This is a genomic window from Halobacillus kuroshimensis DSM 18393 (assembly GCF_000425705.1).
Taxonomy (GTDB): domain Bacteria; phylum Bacillota; class Bacilli; order Bacillales; family Halobacillaceae; genus Halobacillus; species Halobacillus kuroshimensis.
The window spans coordinates 1-21,498 of record NZ_AUDY01000016.1 but is presented as its reverse complement, the minus strand read 5'-3'; the positions used below and the strand labels follow the sequence as shown (position 1 = coordinate 21,498).

The 21,498-nt window shown below is 45.7% G+C and carries 20 protein-coding genes and 1 pseudogene; 9 read left to right on the top strand and 12 right to left on the bottom strand.

Features of this window, described 5'->3' with window-relative positions:
- Window positions 1–36: 36 nt before the first annotated feature.
- From H615_RS0119325 to H615_RS0119315, 3 genes are read right to left on the bottom strand one after another with little or no spacing between them, the layout of a single operon-like run.
- Window positions 37–672 carry an SDR family oxidoreductase gene (locus H615_RS0119325; RefSeq protein ID WP_027956673.1) on the bottom strand — a complete coding sequence of 212 codons (636 nt, stop codon included), beginning with the start codon at window positions 670–672 and terminating at the stop codon, window positions 37–39.
- 60 nt (window positions 673–732) lie between these two features.
- Entirely contained in the window at window positions 733–1,683 is a 951-nt protein-coding gene (locus H615_RS0119320) for a PD-(D/E)XK nuclease family protein (protein ID WP_027956672.1), read from the bottom strand.
- Between the two features lie 29 nt (window positions 1,684–1,712).
- Window positions 1,713–2,036, bottom strand: coding sequence for an MGMT family protein (locus H615_RS0119315; RefSeq protein WP_027956671.1), 324 nt, complete (start codon window positions 2,034–2,036; stop codon window positions 1,713–1,715).
- 110 nt (window positions 2,037–2,146) lie between these two features.
- Here H615_RS0119315 and thiD point away from each other — a divergent pair, with 110 nt between their 5' ends.
- Window positions 2,147–2,950 (top strand): bifunctional hydroxymethylpyrimidine kinase/phosphomethylpyrimidine kinase, encoded by an 804-nt coding sequence (thiD, locus tag H615_RS0119310; protein ID WP_027956670.1) that lies wholly within the window; start codon window positions 2,147–2,149, stop codon window positions 2,948–2,950.
- 66 nt (window positions 2,951–3,016) lie between these two features.
- Here thiD and trhO read toward each other — a convergent pair whose 3' ends face one another.
- The 4 genes from trhO to H615_RS0119290 form a co-directional block, all read right to left on the bottom strand.
- Window positions 3,017–3,958: an oxygen-dependent tRNA uridine(34) hydroxylase TrhO gene (gene trhO, locus H615_RS0119305; RefSeq protein WP_027956669.1), complete on the bottom strand. Its 942-nt coding sequence runs from the start codon at window positions 3,956–3,958 to the stop codon at window positions 3,017–3,019.
- A gap of 88 nt (window positions 3,959–4,046) precedes the next feature.
- Window positions 4,047–5,411, bottom strand: a complete 1,365-nt coding sequence (locus tag H615_RS21675; RefSeq protein ID WP_035532789.1) for an MFS transporter — start codon at window positions 5,409–5,411, stop codon at window positions 4,047–4,049.
- 80 nt (window positions 5,412–5,491) lie between these two features.
- Entirely contained in the window at window positions 5,492–6,040 is a 549-nt protein-coding gene (locus H615_RS0119295) for a cysteine hydrolase family protein (protein WP_027956668.1), read from the bottom strand.
- A gap of 49 nt (window positions 6,041–6,089) precedes the next feature.
- A complete protein-coding gene (locus tag H615_RS0119290; RefSeq protein ID WP_027956667.1) occupies window positions 6,090–7,319 on the bottom strand; it encodes an MFS transporter in 1,230 nt (409 codons plus the stop codon).
- Between the two features lie 312 nt (window positions 7,320–7,631).
- On the opposite strand from H615_RS0119290, the gene treP reads away from it, so the two are divergent.
- The 5 genes from treP (at window position 7,632) to H615_RS0119265 (ending at window position 13,652) form a co-directional block, all read left to right on the top strand.
- Window positions 7,632–9,041 (top strand): PTS system trehalose-specific EIIBC component, encoded by a 1,410-nt coding sequence (treP, locus tag H615_RS0119285; RefSeq protein WP_027956666.1) that lies wholly within the window; start codon window positions 7,632–7,634, stop codon window positions 9,039–9,041.
- Window positions 9,042–9,064: 23 nt separating this feature from the next.
- On the top strand, window positions 9,065–10,750 hold the full coding sequence (gene treC / locus H615_RS0119280; protein ID WP_027956665.1) for an alpha,alpha-phosphotrehalase: 1,686 nt from the start codon (window positions 9,065–9,067) through the stop codon (window positions 10,748–10,750).
- A 21-nt stretch (window positions 10,751–10,771) separates the two neighbouring features.
- Window positions 10,772–11,488, top strand: a complete 717-nt coding sequence (treR, locus tag H615_RS0119275) for a trehalose operon repressor (RefSeq protein ID WP_027956664.1) — start codon at window positions 10,772–10,774, stop codon at window positions 11,486–11,488.
- An 88-nt stretch (window positions 11,489–11,576) separates the two neighbouring features.
- Window positions 11,577–12,080, top strand: a complete 504-nt coding sequence (locus tag H615_RS0119270) for a DUF6933 domain-containing protein (protein ID WP_027956663.1) — start codon at window positions 11,577–11,579, stop codon at window positions 12,078–12,080.
- A 171-nt stretch (window positions 12,081–12,251) separates the two neighbouring features.
- Window positions 12,252–13,652: an MBL fold metallo-hydrolase gene (locus tag H615_RS0119265; protein WP_027956662.1), complete on the top strand. Its 1,401-nt coding sequence runs from the start codon at window positions 12,252–12,254 to the stop codon at window positions 13,650–13,652.
- Between the two features lie 255 nt (window positions 13,653–13,907).
- Here H615_RS0119265 and H615_RS0119255 read toward each other — a convergent pair whose 3' ends face one another.
- Entirely contained in the window at window positions 13,908–15,191 is a 1,284-nt protein-coding gene (locus tag H615_RS0119255; RefSeq protein WP_027956661.1) for a helix-turn-helix domain-containing protein, read from the bottom strand.
- Between the two features lie 312 nt (window positions 15,192–15,503).
- On the opposite strand from H615_RS0119255, the gene H615_RS0119250 reads away from it, so the two are divergent.
- Window positions 15,504–17,453, top strand: a complete 1,950-nt coding sequence (locus tag H615_RS0119250) for an aconitate hydratase (RefSeq protein WP_027956660.1) — start codon at window positions 15,504–15,506, stop codon at window positions 17,451–17,453.
- Window positions 17,454–17,637: 184 nt separating this feature from the next.
- On the opposite strand, the gene H615_RS0119245 is transcribed toward H615_RS0119250, so the two are convergent.
- The 4 genes from H615_RS0119245 to H615_RS0119230 form a co-directional block, all read right to left on the bottom strand.
- The gene (locus H615_RS0119245) at window positions 17,638–18,591 is read right to left on the bottom strand and encodes a ring-cleaving dioxygenase (protein WP_027956659.1); all 954 of its coding nucleotides are present in this window, start codon (window positions 18,589–18,591) and stop codon (window positions 17,638–17,640) included.
- A gap of 74 nt (window positions 18,592–18,665) precedes the next feature.
- Complete coding sequence (locus H615_RS0119240) at window positions 18,666–19,367, bottom strand: YqjF family protein (RefSeq protein ID WP_051254780.1); 702 nt, start codon at window positions 19,365–19,367, stop codon at window positions 18,666–18,668.
- A gap of 77 nt (window positions 19,368–19,444) precedes the next feature.
- Window positions 19,445–19,594, bottom strand: a complete 150-nt coding sequence (sda, locus tag H615_RS22210; protein WP_084163229.1) for a sporulation histidine kinase inhibitor Sda — start codon at window positions 19,592–19,594, stop codon at window positions 19,445–19,447.
- A gap of 16 nt (window positions 19,595–19,610) precedes the next feature.
- Entirely contained in the window at window positions 19,611–20,138 is a 528-nt protein-coding gene (locus H615_RS0119230; protein WP_027956657.1) for a helix-turn-helix domain-containing protein, read from the bottom strand.
- Between the two features lie 249 nt (window positions 20,139–20,387).
- On the opposite strand from H615_RS0119230, the gene H615_RS0119225 reads away from it, so the two are divergent.
- Together H615_RS0119225 and H615_RS22745 are read left to right on the top strand one after the other, a co-directional pair.
- Window positions 20,388–20,999 carry a trimeric intracellular cation channel family protein gene (locus H615_RS0119225; RefSeq protein ID WP_027956656.1) on the top strand — a complete coding sequence of 204 codons (612 nt, stop codon included), beginning with the start codon at window positions 20,388–20,390 and terminating at the stop codon, window positions 20,997–20,999.
- Between the two features lie 255 nt (window positions 21,000–21,254).
- Window positions 21,255–21,407, top strand: a pseudogene (locus tag H615_RS22745) (IS5/IS1182 family transposase); the annotation flags it as partial.
- Window positions 21,408–21,498: the final 91 nt, after the last annotated feature.

Sequence of the window (21,498 nt, the reverse complement as noted above, 5' to 3'; positions counted from 1 at the left end):
ATAAAAAAACCAGGCACGCGGCCTGGTTTTTTATGATTATAATGTTTTTAATGCCTCTTCAATCTGCTGGTCACCGGAAATCATTTCAAATGTCTTGTGATAGCAGTTCTGTTCTTGAAGGCAGGCAATCATTGTTTTCGCAACATCTTCTCTGGAAATCGTTCCAGCGTCTACTTTTTCCCCGACCTGGATTTTACTGCTGCCGGACTCATTGGTCAGACCGCCGGGACGGACGATGGTATAGTCAAGTTCTGTAGATTTAAGATAATCATCCGCTTCGCCCTTCATTTTCATGTAATGCTTCAGTTCCTCGGGCCCGCGCTCAGGTTCACCTGCGGCCATACTGCTCAGCATAATGAATTTCTTAATGCCGAGGTTTTCGGTTGCTTTGACGAGGTTGATCGCACCATCACGGTCAACAGCTTCTGTCTGGTCAGCACCGGTGCTGGATCCTGAACCTGCTGCGAAAATAACCGCATCCATTCCTTTAACCGCATAGCCTACATCACTTTTGGTTACATCGGCAAGGACGGGGGTTCCTCCAAGCTTCTCGACTACTGCTTTTTGTTCTTCTTTACGAATCAGGCCATAAGGCTCATGGCCGTCAGCTTTTAAATATTCTACTAATAGACGTCCGGTATGTCCGTTTGCTCCTGCTACAAGTACTTTCATGTCGTATACAGCTCCTTCTAGAATGTTTTCTGCTATTTGTTTAGCCTTTTCTTATCTTTCTCAAACATTCGAATCTGAAGGGAAGCAGAGTTCCTGGTAATTGCACCGTGAACAGATGGAAGGGTTGCTCTGCATCGGGAACTGCTGAAGGGGGAGGGGCTCATTTTTATCTGGATCGGCCAGGTAACTCTTCATCTGCTCCATGCTGATTTGATAGAGGTGCTGGACATTGATCAAATCCTGCTCGTCCAATTGATGCTCCACATGTGTTCCATCAAGGAGATATTCGTTTCGGATGATGATGTCGTCCAAAGATGGAATATCGTACTTTTGAAGCAGGTAAAGGGCGTAGAGAGAAAGCTGACTGCGATCCTCTTCGGAAGACTTTCCCGTTTTCCAGTCTACGATGATCCATTTATTTCTTGTGACGTCTTTGTAGACCAGGTCCATGACAACGAAAATTTTCACGCCATCCGCTTTCATGAAACGAAAGGTTTCCGATTCGATGAATTCCATCACTTCTTTATTCTGAACATCCTTGAACGTCCGGCTGTTAAAGAAGTGTCTGACCACCTGCTGCAGCCTTCCTGTGATTTTCTCCACCTTGGCTGCCGGCAGAATATTGGACTGGCTGTAGTATATTTCATGAAGCATGGTGTAGTGCTTTGGTCTGTTCATCCACAAGTGTTCTTTTTTTGTGGATTCAACAAAGCCACGGTTCAGATGGTGACGGATATCATCCAAAAGATGATCCTCGCCCGGCAGGGGCTCATCCCTGCGCACTTTTTGCAGGGTTTGATAAATCAAGTCGTGGACAATGCTTCCGAACAGCATTTCCAGATTGGTGATTTTCTTTAAACGATACGACTGTCGGGCCAGCGAATCAGCCTGACGCAGCCATCCATTATGGGAAACGTAGTAATCATAGGCGTATTTCCTGGAACAGGTCAGCATGGTCTTATGCCGCGAAAGAGACCAGGACAACTCGGGATACGGTTTGATTTCAAACATTGAAAAACATCCTTTTTTCACACATTCAGCTATATGGATTCATAAGGCTCATGATTCACGTATTGATAGGTCTCCAACGACACCTTATTATGAAGCACCAAAACTCCTTCATTCTCTAAAAGGTTCTGCTGAACAGCCGCTTTTTCTTCATCTTGAAAAGCGATCCGTCCCTGGGCATTCACGACACGATGCCATGGGAGCTGGTATTTGGAGCTCATACTGTGAAGGATACGTGAAACCTGCCGGGCTGCGCGTGGGTTACCGGCTGTACGGGCGACCTGTCCATAGGTCATGATGTGTCCTTCAGGGATCTGTTTAATGATGGTTATGGTTCTTTCGGTGAACGGTTTCATCTTCACGTCTCCTTTGTCTTTATTCTACAGGATAGAAAAGGGGACTGGATAGCTTTGGACCTTTTGTTTTTGTTACAATTTATAAACAGAGAAGAAAGAGGAGGTCCATGATGGGACAAATACCAAGAGTCTTAAGTATCGCTGGTTCAGCCTCACAGGGAAGTGCAGGCATTCAGGCGGACTTGAAGACATTTCAAGAATTTGATGTTTACGGAATGAGCGCTGTAACAGCTCTTGTTGCAAATAATAGAAAAACAGAGCAGGGCATTTTTACACAGCCGCTGGTGTCTATTGAAGCTCAAATATACGCATCACTTGAGCATGTAGGCGTTGATGCATTAAAAACAGGAATGCTGTTTACAGAAGAAATCATTAAGCGGACGGCTGAAATCATTGAGGAGTCTCAGGTGGAGAATGTAGTGGTGGACCCTGTTATGGTCGGGAAAATGGGATCACAGCTGCTGAAGGATGAGGCTGTTGAGACACTTATGAACGAGCTGCTGCCATTAGCGAAAATCATTACCCCCAATCTACAGGAGGCGGCCCATATGCTTGGTGTTCCAGTACCGGAAACCCCTGAGGATATGAAGGCAGCTGCGCGGGATCTCTATCATCTTGGTCCAGAGTATGTATTGATTAAAGGGGGAGCATTAAAGGATTATCCAGCCGTTGACATGCTCTATGATGGAAGTGGGATGATGGAACTGGAATCAGAACGTGTCCAGACGATTCATACGAGCGGAGCGGGTTGTACGTATTCTGCAGCCATCACCGCTGAACTGGCCAAAGGTAACAGTGTGGAGGACTCTGTCAGGCGGGCTAAGTCTTTCGTTACGACAGCCATCCAGCATGCGTTATCCTTTGACCGCGGTATCGGTTCCACTTATCATGCCGCCCACCGGCTTAAAGGATAAGTCCAGGCCTGATGGAGTGCAGAATAATAAAAGGCTTGTTCCCAAGGAGGGAACAAGCCTTTTTGTTTATCCGTGAATACGGTCGTATTTATCAATCTGCTTTTTCTGTACAGCATCCCAGCGGTTTTCCGGGTGCTCTTTACATTCAGCTGTGCAGGCTGCGTGGTGCTCTTCTTCACAAGCTTCACAGCAGACATACTGACGGTTGCAGACTGGGTTGCTGCAGTTGATCATACGGTCTTCTGCTTTTCCACAGTGCTCACATTCAGCAATGACTTTTTCTTCTACATGATTGACAGGAATAGAGATACGCTCATCAAAGACGTACATCTTTCCGTCGAACAACTCACCTTTCACTTCCGGATCCTTACTGTACGTAGTGATCCCGCCTTCGAGCTGGTACACATCCTCAACACCGTTTTTCTTAAGAATGCCGGTCAGCTTTTCACAGCGGATGCCTCCTGTGCAGTAAGTCAGGACTTTCTTGCCCTTCCACTGGTCTGCATTTTCAGCAATCCATTCAGGGAATTCGCGGGAGTGGTTGACGTCCGGCTGAATAGCATTACGGAAATGGCCGATCCTGTATTCATATTCGTTCCTGCCGTCGATGACAATCGTATCTTCATCTTTCAGCATTTCATTGAATTCCTTTGGCTTCAGGTGCTTCCCACCGAAGGTTTTAGGATCGATATCATCTTCATCGATACTCCAGTTGACAAGCTCCGGCTTCACACGGCAGTGCATTTTCTTAAATGCGTGCCCTTCATGCTCATCCATCTTGAAGTGGATGTCTGCGAAGCGCTCATCGGAGCGGACGTAGTTCATATATTCCTCGACCTGTTCTACTGTACCTGAGACGGTTCCATTGATTCCTTCATGAGAAACAATGATTCGTCCTTTCAGCCCGAGATCCTTGCAGAATTTCAGGTGGTTTTGGCAATACTCTTCGTAATCAGGAAGGTCAACATACTTATAATACAGCAGAACTCGATAATCTTTTGAGCTCATAAGTGATTCCTCCTATTGTTCTATCTATATCAGTTTGGGTTAATTAAAATTTTTCCATTCTCCATCATATTCGATTCTACGGTAAAATTCAAATGTCAGTTTTTTGAACGTTTGGAACAGCCGGCTTTCTTGTATAAAGCGCCAGTGTCAGAATGGACAGAGCCATAAACACAATTAATATTCCGAAGGGAAGGGAGAAGTCAGACACTGTGTACGGCTGCTTCCTGAAATCCAGGAGAATCCCAGCAAAAACAGAACCGGACGCACTGCCGATAAACTGGATCTGCTGTTTAAGCCCGATTCCGGCTCCAATCTGCTCATTGGGGAGAATATTGGATACTTCATTCGTGGAACTGGACGACAAGCTGGAAAATCCGAAGCTTGTAAACATATACCCGATCATAATGAAATAGGCGCTTACCCCGGAGAACGTGTAAAAGATAACGCCGGCAATAATTAGTAATACCTGCGACAATAATAGGATTCTGATGTTTCCGTAGCTGTCAATCAGCCGTCCGATATACACAGCAGCGACAGCTGAAAGCATAGCTCCCGGGAAAATAATCAGGCCGATGGCTGCCGCTCCTTTTTCATACACCTGCTCAAGCATAATCGGCATCAGGAATAGAACAGCAAAGTGAAGCGTGAAACCGAGAAAACTCATATATAAGATTTTCCGGTACTGAGCATTCTTTAAAATCTCAGGTTGAATGAACGGTACAGCTGTATGATTGATTCTTCTCCATAATAACAGGGCGGCCAGAATGCCCCCGGCTAAATACCACGGCGTAAAGGTGGAAAAGTATAAAAGGAAAAAGGTAGCCGTACCTCCAGACCATACAGCGCCCCACACATCAAAGCTTCCACGTTTCGTTGTTTCAGCCGGCATGACCCTGTAAAGGAGAGGAACGATGAATAGAACCATAACGGTGACAACAAATAAGAAATTCCAATCGACGTAGTCCGTAATAAACCCGCCGGCAACAGGCCCGAGACCAAAACCGAGGGAAGAGGAGGAAGCGATTAATGCATAAGCACTTCCCCGGCGTGCCGGCGGAATATACCTTCCGGCGAATACCATGGACAAGCCTGGGATAGCAGCGGCCCCTGACGCCTGTAAAAGACGGGCAGTCAGCAGCCATAGGTAGGAATCTGCAAAGAATCCCAGAATGGAAGATAAACTGAAAATGGTGATTCCGATCGTCAACAGATGACGGATGGGGATATAATCCGTTAAACGCGTGTAGGTAATCGTAAAGACAGCCAGGACAATGGAATACCCGGAAACAATCCAGGCTCCTTCGGAAGGTTCTAATGAAAACTCCCGCAGAATGCTCGGAAGTGCTATGTTAAACATTGTTGTATTCATGACAACAATGAGAACAGCAGCACTTAATATAAATACGGTTTTGAAATATTTCATAGATGGTTCTGGTGATGGTGACAACCTCATCACTCCTTCCATTTAGTTCTGTTATGCCGGGCCATAAGAAAAGCTTTCGCTTCCACACCGGGAAACGAAAGCTGCGCCTTTCATATAACTTTGGCACCAAGGACGGTTTCAAAATGGGACAGTGCCCATGCATGACCAGTTTCATTGAAGCTTGCGGTCCCTTCCTTATAAATCGTGAGGGAATATCCGAGATTATAAGCATCCACTGCTGTATGAAGCACACAGATGTCTGTACATACCCCTGTAAGATGAATGTCGGTAACGCCCCGTTCGCGTAATTTCAGATCAAGGTTGGTTCCGGCGAAAGCGCTGTAACGTGTCTTATCCATGTATAAAACCGAGGAGCGGGTGGCATTAGCCGAATAGACTTTCCCTGTTTTTCCATATAGATGTCTTCCTTCTGATCCTCTTATATTGTGAGGAGGAAACAGCTTCGTTTCCGGATGATAAGGATCGTCTTGCTCATGAACATCAACCCCGTAAACGAGGGTCTGCCCCTGCTCAACAAAATCCCTGCTCAACTTGGTAAGGAATGGGTCGAGCGCCTGAGCTGCTTTTCCACAGGTCAATGCCCCTTCATCCGCCACAAAATCGTTCGTGTAATCAATGACTAGTAGTGCACGATTCATCGAATCCCTCCCGGAATGTCTTTACACCTATATTAACAGATAAAATCTGTTAGTGACTGGATGCGTGATTGAAAACGGGTTTACGTCTGCGAAGGACCAAAAACAACATGCCTCCGGAGAGAAGAAGCAATCCACTGGTAACGAAAAAGACCATCGAAAATCCATATGCACCTGCAACCATACCGCCCATGGCAGGGCCGATGATGTTTCCAAGGAAGCGGAGACTCGTGTTGTAACCAAGGACTTCTCCCTGCATGGCTAGAGGGGCTTCCTGTCTAATGTAAGCGGTTCGAACAGGGATAATGCCTCCGATGGAAACACCGAGAAGGAACCTTAATAGAACAAGCTCCCATATGTTCGTAACGAAGGCAGCCGGCAGGTATACGACACCTGCCATAATCAGAAGGAAGATGAGAATTTTTATATAACCGACCCGGTCTGCAATTTCCCCCCATCTTCTAGCCATCATTAAATTACCCAGTCCGGCAGCGGAAAATGCAATTCCCGAAAACAAGGCCAGGTTTTCCGGGCCGTGGAGTTCCCCGACAAACAAGGAAAGAATCGGTTGAATACTAAAGTGTGCGATCTGGACAAACAAGGACACCACCATGACCATTAGCAGCAGTGGATGGTGAACAATATGGCTGAGCACTTCTTTCGTATTGTAGCTGGATTTCTCACCCTCGCTTTCTTTCTGCACTTGTTGTTCGTGGACACCGAGAAAGACGATGATGGCGGAAAGGGCTACGGCGAAGGAAACGTATTGGAATGTAGCGGCGTAACCAATGGAATCTGCAATCCATCCCCCGAGCAGCGGTCCGAGGAGACTGCCGGTAATACTCCCGGTCTGGAGCGTTCCCAGTACCCGTCCGGCCATCTCCTTAGGTGTCTGCGTAGAGATGAGTGCCTGGGACATGGGGATGAATCCGGTAAATACGCCCATAAATAAACGCAGGAAAAAGAGCTGCCATACAGAAGTGGCATGCCCCATGAAGTAGACCGATAAGGCTAATCCGAGCGCAGACATGACGAGAATTTTCTTTCGTCCATATCGGTCTCCAATCTTGCCCCATATCGGTGAACATATAAAAGCAGTTACGAATGTGACGCCGAACACCCATCCTGACCATGTCTGGACGTAGGCATCTGAAAAGTTTCCGAATGTTTCAATATACAACGACAAAAAAGGAAGAACCATCGTGATGCTTCCTGCAATAAAGAAATTTGCAAACCACATGACCCACACATTTTTCCGGGCTTCTGCTTTGCTGGTCTGCATGCTTATCCCTTCTTCCTGTTTATTTCGACACCCTAAATATATACCATAACAGAAAGGGATAAAAAAACAATCTGCTCATATAATAAGGTTCTTTCTAACGGATTTTTGCTCCCTTTTCATGGAAGGGAATTCCATACGGAAATGTTGATGTTAACGGTTGCATAACTTGTATATACAAATTATAATGAATTTAAATCGTGTATATACAAGTTTAGTTCAAAGGTAGTTGAAAGCGTTTAAGATTATCGCTTGGAAACCCGTAGATGAACCTCGTTGTTTGGGAACAAAAAAATAACATCTGGAGGTAAGGATATGAATCACAAAAAACAGGCTGAAGAAATTTTAGAAGCCATTGGTGGAAAGGAAAACCTGTCGGCTGCGACGCACTGTGTCACTCGGCTGCGGCTGGCCCTGCACGATGAAGGGATTGTCGATCAGGAGAAACTGAATCAGATTGAAGCGGTCAAAGGTTCCTTTTCGACGAATGGTCAGTTCCAGGTTGTCGTAGGCCAGGGAACGGTTGACAAAGTGTATAAGGAATTTGTAGCGCTGGCCGGTATTGGAGAGTCTACAAAAGAAGAAGTGAAGCAAGCGTCAAGTGAAAAAATGAATCCGCTTCAACGAGCCATCAAAACATTGGCTGATATTTTCATACCGATTCTGCCGGCGATCGTAACTGCTGGTCTGCTTTTGGGAATCAACAACCTGCTTACAGCACCCGATATTTTCTTTGATGATCAGGCCTTAATTGATGTGTATCCTCAGTGGTCAGATATCGCAAACATGATTATTATTATCGCCAATACGGCATTCGTGTTCCTGCCTGGATTGATCGGGTGGTCTGCTGTTAAGAAATTTGGAGGAAGTCCAATTTTGGGGATTGTTATTGGACTGGTTCTCGTTCACCCGGACTTATTGAATGCATGGTCTTATGGGGAAGCTGTTTCCGAAGGGTCCGTGCCAACGTGGAATTTATTTGGTATGACGGTCGAGAAAATCGGCTATCAGGGTCAAGTGCTGCCGGTCCTGGCTGCCGCTTATCTACTTACGAAGATTGAACTTTTCCTGCGCAAGCGGATTCCTGACAGCATTCAACTGCTTTTCGTAGGGCCGATTGCTTTACTTGTTACAGGCTTTTTAACCTTTATTATCATTGGACCGATTACATTTGCGGTTGGAAACTGGATTACAGATGGCCTTGTTGCCGTATTTGATACGTTCTCCTGGCTTGGAGGACTGATTTACGGCGGCCTGTACGGCGTGCTCGTCATTACCGGGATGCACCATACGTTCCTGGCTGTAGATATCCAGCTGGTCGGTTCCACAGGCACAACATTCCTGTGGCCGATGCTCGCTTTGTCCAACATTGCTCAGGGATCAGCGGCGTTCGCGATCTGGCTTGCATCGAAGGATGAAAAACTGAAGGGTCTTGGCGTATCGTCAGGAGTTTCCGCATGGCTGGGAATTACAGAGCCTGCCTTATTCGGTGTGAACCTGCGTTTCAAATATCCATTCATTATAGCCATTAGTTCATCCGCCATTGCCGGATTGTATATCTCAGCCCAAGGCGTGCTGGCTAATTCGATTGGAGTCGGCGGTGTGCCGGGAATTTTCTCCATCGTCAGCGATTATTGGCTTGACTTCATGATAGGGATGGCTATCGTCATCGTGCTTCCTCTTGTAGGAACCTATCTCTATGCAAAACGTAAAAAAGACGTATAAAACTATGAAATGGTGGTGAGGTCATGAATGAACAGCCCTGGTGGAAAAAAGCGGTTGTCTATCAGATCTATCCGAAAAGCTTTAACGATACAACGGGAAATGGAGTCGGAGATATCCAGGGGATCATTGAGAAACTGGATTATTTGAATGAACTTGGAGTGGATGTTCTCTGGCTGACTCCGATGTATAAATCCCCTCAGAATGATAATGGGTATGACATCAGTGATTATTACGATATTCATGATGAGTACGGAACAATGGAAGATTTTGAACGACTGCTTGATGAAACGCATAAACGAGACATGAAGCTGATTATGGATATTGTTGTGAACCATACATCGACCGAACATCAGTGGTTCCAGGAAGCTCTTCAGTCCAAGGAAAGTCCGTACAGGGATTATTACATCTGGAAAGATCCTGTAAACGGCGGTGCGCCTTCCAACTGGAAATCCAAGTTTGGGGGGAGTGCCTGGGCCTATGATGAAACGTCCGGTCAATATTACCTTCATCTTTTTGATATTACTCAGGCCGACCTGAATTGGGAAAATGAACAGGTGCGCGGGGATATTTATGAAATGATGCGGTTCTGGGGAGAAAAAGGTGTCGATGGTTTTCGTCTGGATGTCATTAACCTGATATCCAAGGACCAGGAATTTCCTGATGATGATGGCTCCAAAGCGCCCGGAGACGGCCGTAAATTCTATACGGATGGTCCAAGAGTCCATGAATTCATGCAGGAAATGAACCGGGAAGTTTTCCAGCCTTATGATTTGATGACGGTTGGGGAAATGTCCTCAACCACGATTGACCATTGTATTCAATATACAGCTCCTGAACGCAGGGAACTCAGCATGACCTTTAACTTCCATCACTTGAAGGTGGATTATCCGGGTGGAGAGAAATGGACCGTAGCCGACTTTGATTTTCATGAACTGAAAGCCATCCTATCGAAATGGCAGAAGGAAATGAATGAAGGCGGCGGATGGAATGCTCTCTTTTGGTGCAACCATGACCAGCCCCGTGTTCTTTCAAGGTTCGGGGATGACGTGAACTATCCGGATGAATCCGGCAAGATGCTTGCGACTGTCATTCATATGATGCAGGGAACGCCTTATATTTATCAAGGTGAAGAATTCGGGATGACCAACCCTAAGTTCAATCATATTGAACAGTATCGTGATGTGGAGTCTTTGAATATGTACGAAGAATTCAAAGAAAAAGGCTTTGATGATGAGCAGATCCTTGCTATTCTCAAGCAGAAATCGAGAGATAATTCACGAACACCTGTCCAGTGGAATGATAACTCGAATGCTGGTTTTACAGATGGGACGCCGTGGATCGAGCCTGCAGATAACTACAAAACCATCAATGCTGAAAACGTCATGAATAAGGAAAACTCGATTTTTCATCATTACCGCAGGCTGATTCAGTTGAGGAAGTCCTACGATATCATTACGTTCGGGGATTACCAGCTTCTTACGCCTGAACATCCACAGGTGTTTGCCTATCTTCGGGAGTGGAATGGAGAAAAGCTGCTGGTCATCAATAACTTTTACGGAGAAGCTGCGACGTTCGAGCTGCCATCATCCATGAACAGTCAGGAAGAAATGGACGTCTTGATCAGCAACTATGAGGACGCACCATCGATCAGTAAAGAAATCTCTCTTCGTCCTTACGAATCTGTGGTTTATCATTTCCCAGGCAGGTAAAATGGAAGAGGGGGATAAACCTTGAAGAACAAATACGTAGTCATCTTTAATAAACTCGTGAAAAAGATACAGCAGGGGGTCTTTTCTGCCGGTGAGACACTTCCATCTGAACATGAGCTGACTGCTCAGTTTGATACATCCCGGGAAACGATCAGAAAGGCGCTGAATTTACTTGCTCAAAATGGTTATATCCAAAAAGTGCGTGGGAAGGGATCGGTCGTTCTGGAACGGAACAAATTCAAATTCCCTGTTTCTGGTCTGACCAGCTTTAAAGAGCTGGCTGACCAGATGGGACAGGAAGTGAAAACGTCTGTGCATGAATTGACCATCGTCACACAGGCCTCCCACATACGCAGGCAGCTGGGATGTCCGGAAGATGCGAAACTTTGGAGGCTGATCCGCTCAAGAGAAATTGATGGAGAACGGATCATTCTCGATAAAGACTATATCCGTGAAGATTTAATCCCGGATATTACGAAGGAAACAGCTGAACAGTCTCTCTATCACTATATAGAAGAAGAGCTGGGGCTTGAAATCAGTTTTGCCAAAAAGGAAATCGTCGTCGAAGATATCACGGATGAAGACAGGGAACTGCTTGACTTGAATGGTCATCAGCAGGTGGTCGTTATTCGTAGTTATGTCTATCTTGCTGATACGACAGCCTTCCAATTTACAGAATCCAGACACCGTCCTGACAAGTTTCAATTTGTAGACTTCGCCAGGCGGACGAAAGCTTGAACAAAGGAGGGCCGTAATGGTTCTCCTTTGTTTTTTATATTGAAAAAGGTAAAATAGGTGTAGCTAAAGAAATGAAAGAGGTGGAAAGATGTTCGTCATTGGTGCTACAAAAAAACTGCAGAATGAATTGAAATCCCCTGTTCGTGATTTGAATGAATATCAGGATGTTCCCGATTTATATAAATGGCATGCAAATATGATTACCGTGAAAGGTAGAAAGTGCCTGATGCTTATGAACAATGAAACGGGTATTAATTTGACGCTCTTCGGGTTGCAGAAAGAACAATTTGAGCATCTGGATAATGTGATTAAAGGTTCCCTTCAGCAGCTGTTTCAACTGCTGGATGTTGATAAGAAGGCAGCCTACTATATCCTTGATGCCACTGATGAAATCGTTTATACCAAAACGGATAACCGCAGTGTCATGGGTATGATGAATGAAACAAAAGCAAGAATCGATCATACCGTCCGCGACCTGTCTTATGAGGAAATCGACGCCGTAGCGTTGAATAAGGATAATAATGTATTCCCTATGAGCCCTCTGAAGCACCTGGATCCCGTCACCACTTTAAACAAATACTTTGAAGAGTAAGCGCACACGGTTTTCGTGTGCTTTTTTTTATAAGTAAGCCGGTTCTTCACTGGAAAGTTCCTTGTTTTTCTTTGCTCAAAATGGTCCAGGTATATATAAGCTTCTTGGTTTTACATACGGTTAGGGGTATGTTATAAATTCAATATAAGCTTTTTAAGGAGGATGCGAACGATGTTTTTTAAATCATTTTTTGATGAAGAATTAGCCCAGATGTCTTATATGACAGGATGCCAGCGAACGGGTGAAGCTATGGTAATTGATCCCGCACGTGATATCAATCCTTATCTTGAAACAGCTGAAAAAGAAGGATTTACAATTACGAAAGTAACGGAAACACACATTCATGCGGACTTTCTCTCTGGTGCCAGAGAATTGGCTCAGCATACCGGAGCAGTTCTGTATTTGTCCAATGAGGGAGACAATGACTGGAAATACGAGTATTTAAATGAATTGAATCACGTGTTACTGACCGGGGGAGATCAGTTTTACGTTGGAAATATTAAATTTGATGTTCTTCACACCCCCGGACATACCCCTGAAAGTATTTCATTTGTCCTAACCGATGAAGGAGGGGGCTCCAAGGTTCCTATGGGGATTTTCACAGGAGACTTCGTATTTGTAGGAGATGTCGGCCGTCCGGATCTGCTGGAAAAGGCTGCAGGTTCAGAAGGGACGTCCAGGCAGGGAGCGCGCCAGATGTTCCAATCCCTTGAAGCCTTCAAGGATCTCCCTGATTATCTTCAAGTCTGGCCGGGCCATGGCGCTGGCAGTGCGTGTGGGAAATCATTAGGGGCAGTCCCTGCTTCTACGGTCGGTTATGAAAAAGCGAATAACTGGGCGCTTCAGCACACGGATATCGATGAATTTACAGATGAATTGATTGATGGTCAGCCGGAACCACCGAAATATTTTGGGATGATGAAAAAGCTGAATAAAGAAGGCCCGTCTTTGAATAAAGGAAGAGATGTGCAGAAACTGACGGTGGATCAACTGGAAGATTATCGAGGAAATGATGCGGTCATCATTGATACGAGAGACAAGTGGACCTTTGCGGCAGGCCACCTTCCAGGAACAATCAATATCCCTTACAATCGATCATTCTCAAACTGGGCCGGCTGGCTCGTCGACTATGACCAGTCCATCGTATTAATCGGTGAAGAAAGCCGCTTAGGTGAAATGAAAAAATCACTGGAAGCCATCGGTCTGGATGAAGTTACAGCTTATGTTGCACAATCGGATCTCAGTCAGATCGGGGGACTTGAAACCTATACGTCCATTACCCCGGAGGAATTGGAGAATCACTATAAACAGGATGATCGATATGTGGTCATCGATGTACGTAATCCAGGTGAATGGGAAGCAGGTCACATGGATCATGCCCATCATTTCATGCTTGGGCATTTGAAAGAAAGCCTTGATGAAATTCCGAACGACCGGACACCGATCGTCCACTGCCAATCCGGCGTCCGCTCCGCGATCGCCGTCAGCCTGCTGCAGGCCAACGGCTTTAAGGACACCATCAACTTGAAGGGTGGATATGCGGCCTGGGAACAACAATGGGATAAATCCTGATGAAAAACACGATCTTGGAAACAAGGTCGTGTTTTTTTGCAAAAAAAGACCCCTACTCAAGAAAAGTAGAGGCGAAAGTTTGTATAGGTATAGGATTAGGGGAGGTGTTAATTATATAGAAATTAAATTAACACGTAAATTAAACTTGCTCAGAAACTAATGGTCTAGGGTGGGTTTCAACTGCACTATCTGTAGTCAATGGCGCAGCGATAGATACAGCCAGACCTAGAACAGCGACAAATGCAATGATTTTTTTCATAACATTATACCTCCTAAGTGAGAATGTTTATTTAACAATTGCATTGCTAACCTTAAATATTCGGATGAGCGTTTATACATTCTCTGCCTTTCAAAAAGATCGGCTAAGAACTTAGAATACCTGATCACATAAACATGGTCCTTCTTTTTTTGAAAATAAGGAAGGACAGTTTCCTCAATGAAAGGGAGTGTTTCAGGCAGTTCTTTCAGTAAATTGTAATACACCTTAAAGTGCAGGTAGTGGCTTTCAGAAGCAGTTTTTTCGACTTCCGATAAGCCTTTTTCAATCCATTCAAGACACCCGGATTTATCATCCAGACGGTAATGTTCAATGATCAGCCCGTGGACGATATTCAGATATTCCTGGTAATCATACGTGGATTTTGACTCGAAAACGTAGTTTAGACTTTTCTTGTAGTTGAGTATGGCGGAGTCATGATTTTCAATTCTCGACTCCAACACCGCAATGTTGATATAAACCAGTTTGAGCTGTTGATTATCTTTGGTCTGGGATGCGATTTTTTTGGCCAGATTATAATTTTCAAGAGATTTCGTATAGTTTTTCAACCGGCTGTAACTGATGCCCAGAATAATGTGGCAGTCCGCACTTTTGGCAAGGTCATACTGACTTTTATAAATTTCCAAGGCCTGATCTGCATAGAAAACAGAGGCAGAAACATGATGGGCCTGGCTGGCGCTTAAGGATAAGTGGTAATACAAGTCGCTGATTTCCCACTTTTCGATGCCTGCTGGACTACTGTAGTTCTTAGCTTCCATTAACTGTTGAAAAGATTCATCAAAATTTCCTCGATAATATTCAAGCAGGCCGGAACTTAAATGAAAATAGTACTTCATTTCATCATCGAATGTATCTTCATGTTGTTTAATATCTTTCCATGCCTCATAAGCCTTCTCCACCTTGTTTTCTAATAAAAGATGGCGAATGCGGAAGAGCTCGAAAAATATATACAGATGATGATTGTTCAGCGTATCCTTTTGATGAGAAAGTTCCTCCTTTAACATCTCCGCTTCCTCTTTCCTTTTAAAGACGATTGTCTCATACCATTCCTTCAGCTTTTCTTTGGAAGGATGATTATAGGATGAGTCGTGAAGATCAAGGCCGAGGCGTTCATACAAAAGTTCGAGCACCTCAATAGCAGGAACGGTCTGATCGTTCTCAATCTTGGATAAATACGCTGGGGAAATAATTCCATCAGCAAGCTGGTTTTGTGTTAACCCTTGTTTCACCCGATGGAACCGAAGTACTTTTCCATATTCCATTTTCCACACACCTAGTTGATCAACTGTTGATTTGGGAGAAAAGATCTCTTTCAAATCTATTTTTAGAATACATGTTCGTTTCATCATTTTCAATAAATTTCGGCAGTTTCCCAAGTCGCAGAAAAAATGGTACTTAAGAGGTGGTTTTTAGAGGGGACTTTCATAGAAGGGACAAAATGGGTGTCTATTAGATGTTTTTCAAGGGAAATTATGGGTTTAGGAGTAATGATACATGAGAAAGGGTATAAAAGGTATAGGAAAATTTCATCTATTCTTGAAATATCGACCAATCAGTGAGGAGGAGTGATTCGTGTGGGATACAATGTCACACAGAAGCTGATCCAGGACCACTTAGTCGAGGGAGAGATGACGCCTGGATCGGAAATCGGTTTGAAAATTGATCAGACCCTTACACAGGATGCTACAGGGACAATGGTGATGCTTGAACTGGAGGCTATGGGGATTGAGCAGGCTCAAACAGAGGTTTCTGCTCAGTATGTAGACCATAACTTGATCCAGGAAGACAGCAAAAATCCAGATGACCATTTGTTTTTAGAAAGTGCCGCCAAACGGTTCGGGCTTTATTTCAGCCGGCCGGGAAATGGGGTCAGTCATCCTGTCCATATGCAGAGGCTGGCGAGGCCGGGGAAAACACTGCTCGGATCTGACAGCCACACATGTGCCAACGGCAGTATGGGCATGCTTGCCATGGGGGCCGGCGGCATTGATGTCGCGATGGCTGTTGCCGGTGAACCGTTTTATGTGAAGATGCCGAAAGTATGGGGCGTAAAAGTGACCGGTTCCCTTCCAGACTGGGTCAGTGCGAAGGATGCCATACTGGAAATGCTGCGCAGGCACGGGGTGAAAGGCGGAGTGAACCACGTGTTTGAATATTATGGACCTGGCTTGAAAAACCTCACAGCCATGGACAGGCATGTCATTGCGAATATGGGAGCAGAACTTGGGGCAACTGGAACAGTCTTTCCTTCCGATGAGGAAACGAAACGATTCATGAAGCTTCAAGGCAGGGAAGACGAATGGATTGAACTGTCGCCGGATGAAGACGCCGCGTATGATGTGCATGATGAATTGAATCTCTCAGAAATTACACCAATGGTGGCCAAGCCCTCTAGCCCAGGCAACGTGGTACCTGTAGAGGAAGTGGAGGGAGAAGGAATTTACCAGTCTTATATCGGCTCCTCGGCGAACCCTGGATTCCGTGATTTTGCGATAGCTTCCAAAATTGTTGAAAATAAACATATAGCCGATGGGGTTTCTTTTGATATAAATCCGACCTCCAGACAAATGCTGATTGACTTGTCACAGGAAGGGCATATCGCTAATTTTCTTCAATCTGGAGGACGCCTCCACCAAGCGGGGTGTAATGGATGTATCGGTATGGGACAGGCACCTGCCACAGGACGGAACAGCCTGCGTACAACGCCGAGAAACTTCCCCGGCCGTTCCGGGACGAAAGAAGACAGCGTTTTTCTATGCAGTCCAGAAACCGCAGCTGTTTCTGCTTTGACAGGAGTCATAACGGACCCGAGAAAATCCGGGTTTGACTATCCTGACGTGCAGGATTTGGATGAGCCGACCGTGGACACACGTCTTTTGGATGAACCCCTGCCCTACGAGGAGGCAAAGGAAGTCGAATTAGTCAAAGGTCCAAATGTCGCCTCGATTCCAGAGATGGAGGAACTTCCAGACGAAATGGAGCTCCCTGTGCTCCTGAAAATGGGTGATGACATTTCCACCGATGAGATTCTTGCAGGAGGAGCGCGAGTGCTGCCATACCGCAGCAACCTGCCTGAAATTAGTAAGTTCACCTTTGAGATCGTAGATGACACGTATTATGACCGGGCGATGGAGCAGAGAGATAAGGGGGGTCATGTTGTTGTGGCAGGTGCCAACTACGGACAGGGTTCCAGCCGCGAACATGCCGCTCTGGCTCCTAAGTATTTAGGGATGAAAGTAGCGGTTGTCGAAGATTTTGCCAGAATTCACTGGCAGAACCTGGCCAACTTTGGCGTGCTGCCGCTTACATTCAAGGATCCGGCTCAATTAGAAGAGATTGAGCAGGGAGACGTTCTCGTTTTCACTGGATTGAGAGAACAGATCAAAAAATCGCCTGTGGTTGAAGCTGAAATTAAAGGCAGGGGTCAAACGATCAAGTTGGAGCATGCCTTATCGGACAGACAGATTGACATTATGGAAAAAGGTGGTTTGATCAACTGGGTTAAATCGCGGCTTGAATCGTAATACACATTCAATTTTAACGAAATCAGCTTGTAGGGAAAGGATCTATTTCTCTACAAGCTTTTTTACATGCTTTGGAAGCCTGCAAACCTCGCTCTTCGTGGGTGGAAGTGAGAAGATGAGTTGAATATAGAAAGCCACGTACGGTTGGTGGATCGTACGTGGCTTATCCAAAATAGAGCACAATTTATATTCTTGAAGTATCCAGTGGAGTCAGGGTTTTTTCGATTTTTTCGCGTTCGTGCTCTAGGAACGGTGGAAGAGCCAGTGATTCACCCAGGTGTGCCGGGTCTTCATCAGTGGCAAATCCAGGTCCGTCTGTAGCCAGTTCGAATAAAATGTGATTGGCTTCTCTGAAATACAGCGATTTGAAGTAAAAGCGATCGACAAGACCTGAATTCGGATAACCGGCGGCATCGATGATTGTCTTCCATTTTGCTAATTCTTCTTCGTTTTCAACACGGAAGGCGACGTGGTGAACACTGCCCCTTCCAGGCTTTTCAGGTTGTTCGTCCGGCTTTTCTTCCACATGGACTTCTGCTCCTGACCCACCTTCCCCAGTCTCATAAACCGTCCATTGATCATAGGCGCCGACTTTACGGAAACCAAGGACTTCCGTCAGGACTTTTTCTGTTTTAACGGCTTCATGAACGGTCAAATGGACAGGGCCGAGTCCAGTAATACCGCTGTCTTGAGGAACGGGGGAGTTTTCCCAGGGGGTTCCTGCACGTACGCCGGAGTTGTTCTGATCGGATACAAGCATAAGCCGCTGGCCTTCCGGGTCTCTGAACGCAAGCGTTTTTCTACCCAAACGTTCCTGTACACGATCTACATCAAGGTCGTAAGCAATCAAGCGTTTCTGCCAGTATAACAGGGCTTCATCATCTTTAACCCGTAGAGATGTCGTGGAAATGCTCCTTGTCCCTGGATAGGTATGGCCGGCCCGGTGTATTTCGAAAAAGGTCAGGTCTGTCCCGGGATTTCCCTTTTCATCCGCATAGAAGAGGTGGTACATAGAAGGGGAATCCTGGTTTACCGTCTTTTTAACGAGCCGCATCCCCAGCACGTTCGTGTAAAAATCATAGTTTTTGGCAGCGGAAGCTGTTATGGCTGAAACATGATGGATGCCTTTTAACTCCATGATTGATCCTCCTCATTTTACTTTGAATTCGAGATAATTATACCGCAGGAAGTTATGAGGTTCAACAAGGGCGCTCATGACTTACGTACATACGGAAAAATACGTGTCTGGACGGATCTGGAAAAATAGGTGATCGGTCTATGCTGGAAATGTTCAGCAGGGAGAAAGTCCAACAGGTGATTCGTCGTTACAGTCGTTTCAGCTTTCTGCAGCTTCCAGTTATTATGAATGATGGGGCCTTTATATACACGCTTTCCCTGAACCATCCAGAGGGCGTACCTTTCCGTCAGCCAGTATAAAAGTGAGCCGGGACGGGCCTGCATAGGTTCACTGATTGTCTGGAACTCCGCATGAAAGTGGGCAGGCGGGTATCCTTTATGAGTACGCCGGCTGGAAAATTGCGTAATTGAATCTCTGTTATCCATCCGCATGGAGGCGTGTACGTAGGGGAGTCCGAAAGCAGTGCGCGCTAAAAAAACCCCGAGAGGATGATCGGAGTCGAGGGTGATGAAATAAACCCCTGGTTCGCCTTTGTAGGAGACGTACGTTCTTACATTCAGCTCCAGAAGATCCGTTCCAAACGGAAGTCTTGGCAGGCCGCGGAACCGGATATTCCTCATACGGAAGGGGACTACAGCAATCCAGGCTGAGCCGTCAAATTCATCTATATCGAGCTCCTCAGGTACATGAGTCCGCAGTTCATCTACAGGGACGGGCCAGTGTATAAAATATAAATCATCCCAATCCTGATGCATTATCCATCGGCTTTTATCCATGATTATCACCTCTGTTTAGCTTTACCCGTCCCGGAGTGGAAACATACATTCCAGAGGTGTTCAATCGGCTGTTCCGGTCATTCGAAAGAAGCTATTTCCCCTGCTTCTCTTTCCCTCTTCCTCATCTCATTCAGCAGCATCTGGATGAACTCCTCCTCCAGCTTCAACTCCACGGCTTTATGAATGGCATCTTTCAGGAGGAAGGGAGATAGTTTATCAAAAGCCATAACAGCTCCTCCTTCATTACGTTAGCATTTCAACAGAAACTGTTGCCGCACCTGTTAAACGTCCGTGCTGATCATAAAGAGGCTGGGCAAATACGTCATATCTGGTTAAGCCTTCGGATAGGGGAAAGGCGAGGATCTCTCTTCTGGCCATTCCATCGTCGATCACACGCTGCTTCAGATTCATCAAGGCAGTTGTACCTTCATTGAAGTCCAGTTCTTCATCTGTTTTCCCCATGACTACATTCATTCTAAAGTCCGGGTGCGGGTTGAACATCCATGTATAACGGAGGTTCAAATCACAGTGAGCAATGACTATAGGTGAATTTACGAGCGCTTTTTCAAAAGGTTCACTCAAGTGCTCGGTGTAAAAAAGAGAGGGGTTGATGTGCAGGTAAGACGCAATTTGAGAAGCAACCGTCATACTGGGATTTCTGGTACCGTTCTCTATTTGTGCGTAATAGGCTCTATCAATATGAGCCCCTTCTGCAATCTCCTGCTGGGTGAGTTCCTGTTCTTTTCTTAAATTGATCAGCCAGCTTCTCATTCTGAATCATCACATCCTACAATGCTTAGTTATATAATAAATTCTACGTGTTGAAGAAAATTCCTTGTGGCATATTGCAACAAAAATCACTATATATGGTAGTGTATAGAATAAAACATACTAGTTCTAGCGTTTTTTACGCATTTTCAACATTTTTTTAGTTTTTTCGATAGAGGTACTGAAGAATTTGATATAATCGATGCGGCATGACATTCGTATATCAGTCAGCGGCAGAGGGAGGGGAGAGGCATGACTTGGGAAATTTTGAACATCCTCGCCGTCAGTGCATTTGCTTTTAGTGGAGCTATTGTCGCACTGAACGAGAGGTATGATATATTCGGAACGTTTATTTTAGGAATCGCCACACCGTTCGCCGGGGGTATCATCCGGAACATTGCTTTGGATGTACCGGTGATTCACGTGTGGGAACAGGGATATTTATTTTACGTGGCTTTAATCACCATTGCCATTGTGTATTTCTTTCCGAAAACATGGGTGATGGCCTGGGACCGCTGGAATATCTACCCTGATGCTGTAGGCCTCTCGGCATTCGCTCTACAAGGGGCTTCCTTTGCTGTACAGCAGGATTTCCCGCTGGGAGGTATTGTTTTCGCTGCTATCCTGACAGGGGTGGGCGGGGGTGTGACAAGGGATGTGCTGGCCCAGCGCCGCCCAATGGTGCTTCATCAGGAAATTTACGCGGTATGGGCGATGGTAACGGGCGTGGTGATTGGTCTTGGATGGGTCGACCTTTACAATCCGTTTCATACATACAGCATTTTTCTGCTGATCATCCTGTGCCGAGTGTTGTCGTATCACCTTGGCTGGCATTTACGATTTCGGGATTTGTACCGCATATAAAAAAGGAGTCCATCGTGGACTCCTTTGGCTGTAGAAAAAGCTTGTGTTAACCAGTTAGAGTTGTCCATTTGTCGTGTGAAGGGTCACTTTCCGCTTATCGGTGGATGCTTGCCGCGGGCACGGCCTCAGCTAACTTGGTCAAGAAACCCATTTGACCAAGTGGATCTTCGGCCCGTGCTGTTCCCGCAGGCATCACCACCGAAGGCTCCTCGTGCCGACGTCAGAATATAGGAGAGAGATTGTGCCCTAAGCAGATTCGCAGATTCAAAAGAACGGCATGGCCGCTTGCGTGGAAAACAAAAAGGGAAAGAACAGGCGCTGATGACGGCTGCCTGCCGGAATATGAAAAAGATTGTCCTCCATCCAGCAAGGGTGAGCAGGGTGAAGGAGAGTCTTTTTCGATTTTAAAGAACTCCCAAGGAGCGGTGCCCCTTCCACTCCTGCGGAAGAACGAGTGGTCCGAGATCGCCGAGCGTGGGTTTTGCGAGGAAGCTCGGGC